Consider the following 8,786-nt stretch of genomic DNA (forward strand, 5'->3'; position numbering starts at 1 on the left):
ACTCTAGAAAAGGTGGTCAATGATGACGTTTCTGCGCAACCGCATGTTCCTCGAAGGAGTGGCCTTCGGCGGCATCTGCGGCTTCATCATCGGCTCAGTGATCGCTTTTACACTCGGTGAAAGCAGCGTTGAAGCCCTGCGTAAGCTGTTGCACCGACGACGCACTATCCCGTTTGAGTACCTGTATCAGTGATTTTAAGAGCGTAGTGCTGGCACCACTGCGCCACAGCTGTGGAGACCGAGCCTACCAGGCTCCTCCGCTGGCTAGCATTGGAGCGCTAGTTAGCTCATGGCCTCCGCGAAGATCAGCTTTGGAGGTCGGTCCTGGTTAGTTGCCCGGTTGCCTCATTTGTCTACTGAGACCTAAACACCTATAAGCAAAGCCAAAAAGTATAGCAAAGAAGGATAGTAGGGAGGCACTTGTGCGGTATACGGTGGTCTTACTTGCTTTGGCTTTTTTTCTTTTTTTGTCTGCTTTGAGCGCGAAAGGAGGTGAGGCCGCCGCCGTACATAGCTGCGCCTCCCCCTTCCCTTCAGCGATACCCGGCGCTCTTCCCCCTCCACTTCGTTCTCACGCGATCCTATTGAACGAGGTCTTGACCCGGCCCGCTAGCCCCTGGAACTGCTCTTCAGCTGGCACAACGACCCTGAATCGCGATGCCTGGGTTGAGCTGTATAACCCTCTTGACCAGCCCGTCGATTTGTATGCGGTCCACGCCGCGCTCGATACTGGCCCCCAAACTCCACTGTTTCTGTTGCCACTCTCCTCAGCCTTGCCCGCCCACGGCTTTCTGGTAGTTTTCCCGGATTCGCAGTTCTTCTTTCCCAATGAACCCTTTACCCTTCGACTGCTCTTCAATGGCTCGGTTGTCATCGATGAGGTGAATGTCCCTCTGTTGAACAGTGAGGAGTCTTTCGCCCGCATCAGCGACGGCGCGCCGGTCTGGCATTCAACAACCGACCCTACGCCCGGCAGCAGTAACGCTCCCTCGCTCCAACCCTCACCATCATCAACACCCAAGGCGGCTAGCCCAACGGCCTCTCCAAACGCTGCCCAAAGCAGCGCACAAGGGAGAGAAACGGCTGCCTCTTCGCTTCACAGCACGCCAGCGCCAGCCATTGCCGGTACGCAGCCAGCCTGGAGCACTTTGCGCTTGCCATCTCCCTCGCCGGTGGAGACAGGGATAGCCACCGGGCAGAGTGATACTGGCCGCTCCTCGCCTTCTTCCTCAGCTGTTACCATCCCAGCAGAAGAAGCGTCAACCGGCGGACCAGGCTGGCTACACCTGGCTGTACTGGCGGGTCTGGGACTCGCTCTTGTTGCTAGCTGTCTCTGGTGCTGGCGCCTCTTCCGCTCTCCCCTCGCGCCAGAGGATAAAATCCGCAGCCCCGCCTTTGGTCAACAGAAGGGGCGATCGTCATCTGCCAGCTCGCCGGATGACCCACCAGCACCCCGCTCAGCCTCCCTTCCAGATCGCCCGCTGAGGTGATATCATTCTCTTGGAAGGATGAGCAAGCAGGTGCTCCTCATCCTTTCCTCGGCCTTGTCGCGGGCCAGAGCAAGCAAGAAGCTTGAGCGAAACGGAAGCGAAGCAAGCAAAGGCGCAGCTGAGCAGCGGCGCCTCTGGAAGAAGGGCCAGGCTTATGAGCATTACAGAGTTGCCAGCGACTACCGCCCGGGAATCGGCAGCCCCACCTTTTGAGCGCCTCTCCGAGGAGCGTAAGGCCAGTGTGGTACGCGAGCTGAGCGCTCTATTGGGAGAGCGCTATGTGCTCCATGATCCATACGATTTAATGTTGTATGAGTATGACGCCTCGATCGATCGGAGCCGACCAGATATTGTGGTGCTTCCTTCTTCAACTGAGGAGGTAGCAGGCATCGTGAAGATCGCAGCTCGCCACCGCGTTCCCGTGGTGCCTCGCGGCGCCGGCACAGGCTTGAGCGGTGGGGCAATCCCCCTCTACGGGGGAATCGTCATTGCCTTTGCGCGCATGAATCGCATTCTGGAGGTCGACTATGAAAACATGCGTGCCGTGGTGCAACCGGGCCTGGTCAACCTTCATTTGAGTAATGCGCTTAATCCGCGCGGTTTCTACTATGTGCCCGATCCGAGCAGCCAGCGCTCGTGCACTATCGGCGGCAACGTGGGAGAGAACGCCGGCGGCCCCCATACGCTGCTCTATGGGGTAACCACTAATCATGTTTTGGGCCTGGAAATTGTGACCTCCAATGGCGAGGTTGTGGAGGTAGGCGGCTGGACACTGGATCGGCCAGGCTACGATCTGACGGGCCTGATTACTGGCTCTGAGGGCACACTGTGCGTGGTGACAAAGATCGTTACGCGCATCGTTCACCTGCCAGAGGAGGTGAAGACGATGCTGGCGGTCTTCAATAGCATGGATGATGCCTCGAATACGGTCTCTGAAATCATTGCCAGTGGCATGATCCCCGCCGCTATTGAGATGATGGACCAGATGATTCTACAGGCCGTGGAGGCAGACATGCACGCTGGCTATCCGCTGGATGCCGCCGCTGTGCTGCTGCTGGAGGCTGAGGGGCTGCGCGAGGAGGTAAAGGACCAGACAGAGCGCATCGTGGCAATCTGCCAGCGCAATCATGCCCGCTCCGTGCGCATTGCCGCCAATGAGACAGAACGCCAGCTGCTATGGGCAGGTCGTAAGAATGCCTTCGGGGCCGTAGGTCGCATTAGTCCCGAGTTCTATGTGCAGGATGGAGTCGTACCACGCACGAAGCTGCCTTATGTGCTACGCCGTGTGAGTGAAATCTGTGCACGCTATGGCTTACGTGTAGGGAATGTCTTTCACGCCGGCGATGGTAACCTTCACCCGCTGATTCTCTTCGACTCGCAAGTGCCTGGCGAGGTCGAACGTGTACGCCAGGCCGGCCATGAAATCCTGGCAGTTTGCGCTGAAGTCGGTGGGTCAATCACCGGTGAGCATGGCGTGGGAGTAGAAAAGCAGGAGGAGATGGCCCTGATTTTCAGCCCTGTCGATCTGCGGGTGATGCAGCAGGTTCGCGAGGCCTGGAATCCAGAGCAGCTTTTTAATCCAGGCAAGCTTTTCCCACGCCCAGGACGCTGCGCAGAGGTGAAGCAGCTTTGAGTGCAGACGCCTGTTTGAGTTCGATGCCTCTATCGAACTCAGACAGCCTCTTTCTTTGGCGCGCCGGTCAACTTGTTCGCTGGCCTTCTCCTTTCCTGCGCTTGCTTAGACTCGATCGGCTTCCCTTAGCTGCCCGCTCGCTCTCTAGCAAGCAAGCTGCGTTAAAGCGCAGGCAGGGGTCGGAGATAGGCCGGCTAGCTGGCCTGGTGAGCTGACTCGCTCTCTGCTTCCAGACTCAGGTTTGCCCGTCCTGGCTCTGCCGCTCCTCAGCTGTTGCTGAGACGCCCGGGGTGTTGGCCGCTGGTTCTTCCCCGGTGCTGCTGAGAAGCGAGCGGGAGAGAGTGCGCATATGCTCCAGGATCAGTCCACAGTGACGGATCGCCTGCTGCAAACAGGCTCGCGCAGTCATTGAGGCGATTTGCGCAAGCCCGCCTGGCGCCAGGGCGAAAGCTAGCGGCTCATCTAGCGCTTCATTTGGAAGTCTGTCAAGTATGTCATGGACTTCCTTGAGCCAGCGCTGATAGCGCGCAATCAGCGCCGGTAGCGTTCCCGCAGCGCAAAATTCGGCCAGGCTCGGTGAAGGCTGTGGCCTCTTGCCAATTTGGCCGACAATCCAAAATTCCCCGACTTCGACCAAGTAGGTGGCCAGCATGAAGATGGAGTAGCTCTCAGGTGTCGGGAAAGGATGATCAAGCAGCGCCGCAGGAACCTGTTGCAGCAGTTGAAGCGCTTCATGCGCAATGTGATCAAACTCGCTGGAAAATTGCCGGGCCTCGTTCGTCATAGCTTTCATTATAAACGCTCCTGGCCTCAGAGGCTAGCAAACCAGGCAAGGTAATGTACAGCAAGAATGGCCGCCAGATGGCTCGCTTGCGCTCACCTGCTGCTTTGTCGCCAGCTGACCTGGTCCACCTTCTCCTAGTGCGAGCGCAGCCGTTGAGAATGAGAGATAAGAACAGTAATTATGCTATAATGTCGGCGGCGGCGTCAGGTGAAGCCAGTCAGCCAGTCCGCAGTCCGACTCATGCCGCCACCTGGCCTGGCCGCTCGGCTGGGCTGGCCTTTCCGCCGCTACGGGTTTGGCGCTAACTTTTTATTTCTGGAGGAGCAGAGCCTGATGGGTGACTTCGCCAGCTTCATTGCCGCTCTTCAAGAGCAGCTACCCCAGACCGCTGTCCTTCTTGATTCTGCAACACTGCAGCGCTATGCGGTTGATGAGATGCAGCCCCGGGCCGTCATCGTGCCGTCGAGTACGGATGAGGCAGCGCAGACTGTGGCTCTAGCTCACCAGTATCAGGTGAGCCTTTTGCCACGCGGTGGCGGAACCCATCTCGGTCTGGGAGGTGTCCCTAAGAGCCTGGAGGCCGTGATCGAGCTTACTCGTCTCTCGCGCTTGCTAGAGCACGAGGCTGCCGATCTGACTTGTCAGGTCGAAGCCGGTATCACGCTGGCCGCGCTCCAGAGGCAACTGGCCATCCGTGGTCAGCGTCTGGCTCTCGACCCCCCTCATGCCGAGCAGGCTACTATTGGGGGGATTCTGGCCACTAATGCCAGCGGCCCGCGCCGCCTGCGCTACGGGACCGCGCGTGATCTGGTCATCGGGTTGCGCACAATCCAGGCCGATGGTGAAATCGCCCGCAGTGGGGGCCGGGTAGTGAAAAATGTAGCTGGCTACGATCTGAACAAGCTCTATATCGGCTCGCTAGGGACGCTGGCGATCATTGTTGAGGCGAATTTCAAGCTCCATCCTCTGCCCGCGGCAGAGCGCACGCTTTTGCTCACCTTTCCAGCCGTGACCGATGCAATGCGTCTGGTGAGCGCAGTGCTCGGCTCTGTTTTGACTCCAACGGCCATTGAGCTGCTGGACGGCAATGCCGCCAGGGCGATTGCGACCCGAGCAGGTCTGTCCTTGCCGGCCAACGGTTATACGCTGGCTTTCGACTTTGAAGGAAGTCTCAGCGCTATTCATCGTCAAATGGATGAGACACGCCTGCTGGCTCGCCAGCATGGGGCTTTGATGGGGGAGGATTTGCAAGGAGCCGAGCAGGAGGCGTTTTGGGAGGCTGTGCGTGCCCAGACAAGCGGCGAGCTGACATGCAAGGCAACGATGCTGATTACTTCAATTGCTGCTTACCTGCAGTTCGCTGAGCAGCTCTGCCGGCGCTTAAATCTGGAGATGGCCGCTGTGGCTCATGCCGGCAGTGGCATCGTCTATCTCGAACTGCACCCTGCGGAGGTGAGCAGTGAACTGCTAGAAGCGCTGAGGCTTTTGCGGCAGCAGGCTCAGGAGGGGAAAGGGAGCCTGGTCATCGAACGCGCCCCAACAGCCTTAAAGCGCCAGATTGATGTCTGGGGACCAGTTGGTTCGGACTTTCCGCTCATGCAACGGATCAAGCAGCGCTTTGATCCAGGCGGAATCTTTGTCAAGGGTCGTTTCGTGGGAGGTCTCTAGCCAGCGGTGAAGGTCACGCTTTACGGAGCCAACGATAACAATGCAGCACGAGTGATCGCCACGGCTCAGCCGGAGTTCTTTCAACCCGCACTGGCTGAGTTGCAGTCGCTTTGTCAGGCGCTGACAGTGGAAGAGGAGCTGGCTCCTGGAATTGCTTTGTGCACCGTCCCGGAGATACGCAGGTTTTTGCACCAGGCGATGGAGCATATGCCCATCTTCGTGCGTCATCTGGCACCGGCACAGGCCATCGTTGAGTTGAGTGGGACGATAGAAGAGGACTGCGCCCGCCTGGCCCTTGCGCTAGCTGCTTTGCCCGAGTTCGCTTGGCTGGGGCCGGGACAGCACTTTGCGGTCCAGGCTCGTCTACTGCCTCCAGTCAAGCAGCCCCTCGCCTGCTCACTCTCTTATACGAGCGGCCAGATCAACCAGAGGCTAGCAAGTGTGATCAGCGAGGAAACGGGGGCGATCGAGTCCATTCGTAAGCCACGGATCGTGCTGTCGATAGCCCTGACCGCTGAACGGGGCTTTGTCGGCATCTCACTGGCAGAGGAGAACCTGAGTTCCTGGCCGGGAGGTGAGCGACATTTCGCTCGCTTACCTGAGCAGATTAGCCGAGCGGAATTGAAGCTGTTGGAGGCGCTAGAGGTTTTTAACCTGACATTGCCAACCGAAGGCGAGGCTCTTGATCTGGGGGCCGCCCCCGGTGGTTGGACTCGCCTTCTGCTTCAGGCTGGTCTGCGCGTGGTAGCAGTTGATCCCGCCGCGCTTGCCCCAGCTTTGCGAGAGGAAGCCTCTTCGCGTCTTGAATACCGACGTTGCTCCGCCGAGGTTTATTTAGCTGAGGCTCTGCACCAATCGCGGCGCTTCGCCGTCATTACCAATGATATGCGGATGGACGCTCGCGATGCAGCTCGCCTGCTGGTACGAGCCGCTGAACTGCTCAGAGATGATGGCTTTGTCCTCAGCGTGCTCAAGTTGCCACATGTCACGAAGCGCATCCAGCCGCTGCCCGTTCTGCGCGAGGCGCTGGGGATTCTGCAGAGGACATACGCCCTTGTGAGGGCCCGTCAGCTCTTTCACAATCGCCAGGAGGTTACTGTTGTGGCTGCCTCTCCTCGTCAGAGTCGACCTTTCTCTGGTCGTCGCCCATCACGAGCAGGGGCATAGCATGCGAAACGTTGCCTTCTGCCGCCTGACTTGACCTCTCCTGGGAGGGTTAGCCAGCAGGCGGTAGACAAAACATCACGGCGCAGAGAGACGGCAGGGCAGACCGCGTTAATGGGGAGGAGAGGCGCCCCTGCCGCAGAAAAAGTGCTCCTGACTCTCATCATCGGTCGGTCCTCTGCAAGCAAGACTACTCTGGGAGGAAATTATGTCCAGTCACTCCACGGCGCTGGCAACGACGCTGGCTGTCGCTGCGCCTACTGAAGGCCCACTTCGCCGTCATACACATACCTATCAATTAATGCGTCAGTGCATTCATTGCGGCTTCTGCCTGCCTACATGTCCCACCTATGCACTGCTTGGGGTAGAGATGGATTCACCCCGAGGGCGCATCTATCAGATGCAGGCGGTAGCGGAAGGCCGGATCGCCATCAGTCCAGAGTTTGTGGAGCATATGTACTGCTGTCTGGGCTGCCGTGCCTGTGAAACCGCCTGCCCTTCTGGTGTGCAGTTCGGGAAGCTAATCGAGGCTGCTCGCGAGCAGATCCAGCTAGAGATCGAGCGGGCCGGGCAGGCTCCAGCAAATCTGTCAGCCGACGGTGCAGCTAGAGCAACCTTGGAGTCACGTACTACTCGACTCTTGCGTCGAGCTTTCTTCGACGTCCTGCTGCCTTCACGCTTGATGACGACGCTTTTCTTTGCAGCTCTTAAGCTTTACCAGCGCAGCGGTCTGCAGGCCCTAGTTCATGCTACTGGCTTACTGGACATGGTGAACGCTCTACCGACCCCATTCCAGGGTCGATTGAAGACCCCGGAAGCCTTAATGGCGCCAGCGCGTGGTCCCCTTTTCTCTCGCCCACTGCCAGAGATCACGCCGGCCTTGGGCCAGCGCCGCTATCGCGTCGGCTTCATCAGCGGTTGCATTATGGATCAGGTATTCCGCGACGTGAATGAGGCGACTATCCGGGTGCTGGCCGCTAACGGCTGCGAGGTCATCACCCCCCCACAGCAGCGCTGCTGTGGGGCACTCCATGTCCACGCAGGCGAAGCACAGCGTGGGCGAGAGCTGGCACGCTACAATATCGATGTTTTCGAGGCCTATCAGTGCGATGCGATCATCATTAACTCGGCGGGCTGCGGCTCCAATCTAAAGGAATATGGCCACCTACTGGCAGATGACCCGCTCTATGCCGAGCGAGCTGCCGCCTTTAGCGCTAAAGTAAGAGATATCAGTGAGTTTCTGACTTCGATCGATCTCAACCGGGAGATGGGCGAGGTGCCCCTCACGATCACTTACCATGACGCCTGTCACCTGATCCACGGCCAAAAAATTAAGCAGCAGCCACGCCGCTTGTTACAAAACATTCCCGGTCTGCGGCTAGTGGAGCTAAAAGAGGCCGATTGGTGCTGCGGCAGCGCGGGTATTTACAATATCACGAATCAGGACCTGGCTGGCAAGCTGCTGGAGAGAAAAATGAACAATATCGCAGCTACTGGAGCGGAGGCAGTAGTCACTGGTAACCCAGGCTGTATGATGCAAATTGCCCTGGGGATTCGCGAGCGCGGCTTGAGAATGCAGGTTCTGCATCCTGTTGAGTTGCTCGATCAGGCCTACCGAGCAGCCGGTCTCTACCGTCAGCCTGCTGCGGCAGCAGTAGCCCGTCGACGACGCCTGCGCCAGCGTGCGTTGCTAGTCGGCATGGGAGCCAGTGCCGGAGCCGCGATCGGCTTCTGGCTGGCACGTCGTTCACGCTGAGTCAGCAGATCATTGCAGGCAAGTGTAGACTGGCTCCGATCCTTGCCGGGGCAGGTCTCTAGAGGCTGCCTGTCCACTGTATGACATGGGCTACCTCTAAGAGGGTGTTCAGAACCCAAACAAGAGAGGGGCCTACCGGTCACCCTGGCTGGTAGGCCCCTCTCTTGTTTGGGTCATCAAACAATAAGCTCTTCTTAAAAGACACTTCACAACTGCAGCAATTCTTGCCTCAATTTTGCCGAGAGGAGCCGTAGACAGCGTAACAAGGCAGAGCTGAGATAGATAAGGGAG

The 8,786-nt window shown here is 58.4% G+C and carries 7 protein-coding genes; 6 read left to right on the forward strand and 1 reads right to left on the reverse strand.

What is annotated here, in order from left to right; genetic code table 11:
* Positions 1-19: 19 nt before the first annotated feature.
* The 3 genes from A4R35_RS24175 (at position 20) to A4R35_RS04835 (ending at position 3,123) form a co-directional block, all read left to right on the forward strand.
* On the forward strand, positions 20-193 hold the full coding sequence (locus tag A4R35_RS24175) for a hypothetical protein (protein ID WP_170293482.1): 174 nt from the start codon (positions 20-22) through the stop codon (positions 191-193).
* A gap of 391 nt (positions 194-584) precedes the next feature.
* Positions 585-1,490, forward strand: a complete 906-nt coding sequence (locus A4R35_RS23845) for a hypothetical protein (RefSeq protein ID WP_146747115.1) — start codon at positions 585-587, stop codon at positions 1,488-1,490.
* Positions 1,491-1,644: 154 nt separating this feature from the next.
* Positions 1,645-3,123: an FAD-linked oxidase C-terminal domain-containing protein gene (locus tag A4R35_RS04835; protein WP_112427068.1), complete on the forward strand. Its 1,479-nt coding sequence runs from the start codon at positions 1,645-1,647 to the stop codon at positions 3,121-3,123.
* Positions 3,124-3,358: 235 nt separating this feature from the next.
* Here the strand turns inward: A4R35_RS04835 and A4R35_RS04840 are convergent, their stop codons facing one another.
* Positions 3,359-3,916 carry a DinB family protein gene (locus tag A4R35_RS04840; RefSeq protein ID WP_112427070.1) on the reverse strand — a complete coding sequence of 186 codons (558 nt, stop codon included), beginning with the start codon at positions 3,914-3,916 and terminating at the stop codon, positions 3,359-3,361.
* Between the two features lie 324 nt (positions 3,917-4,240).
* On the opposite strand from A4R35_RS04840, the gene A4R35_RS04845 reads away from it, so the two are divergent.
* The 3 genes from A4R35_RS04845 to A4R35_RS04855 all read left to right on the forward strand — a co-directional run bounded on the left by A4R35_RS04845 (position 4,241) and on the right by A4R35_RS04855 (position 8,495).
* The gene (locus A4R35_RS04845) at positions 4,241-5,575 is read left to right on the forward strand and encodes an FAD-binding oxidoreductase (protein WP_189361336.1); all 1,335 of its coding nucleotides are present in this window, start codon (positions 4,241-4,243) and stop codon (positions 5,573-5,575) included.
* Between the two features lie 6 nt (positions 5,576-5,581).
* Positions 5,582-6,742: an SAM-dependent methyltransferase gene (locus A4R35_RS04850; protein WP_146747116.1), complete on the forward strand. Its 1,161-nt coding sequence runs from the start codon at positions 5,582-5,584 to the stop codon at positions 6,740-6,742.
* Positions 6,743-6,947: 205 nt separating this feature from the next.
* Positions 6,948-8,495: a (Fe-S)-binding protein gene (locus tag A4R35_RS04855; protein ID WP_112427076.1), complete on the forward strand. Its 1,548-nt coding sequence runs from the start codon at positions 6,948-6,950 to the stop codon at positions 8,493-8,495.
* The last annotated feature ends 291 nt before the right edge of the window (positions 8,496-8,786 follow it).

Source organism: Thermogemmatispora tikiterensis, from assembly GCF_003268475.1.
GTDB classification, from domain to species: Bacteria; Chloroflexota; Ktedonobacteria; order Ktedonobacterales; family Ktedonobacteraceae; genus Thermogemmatispora; species Thermogemmatispora tikiterensis.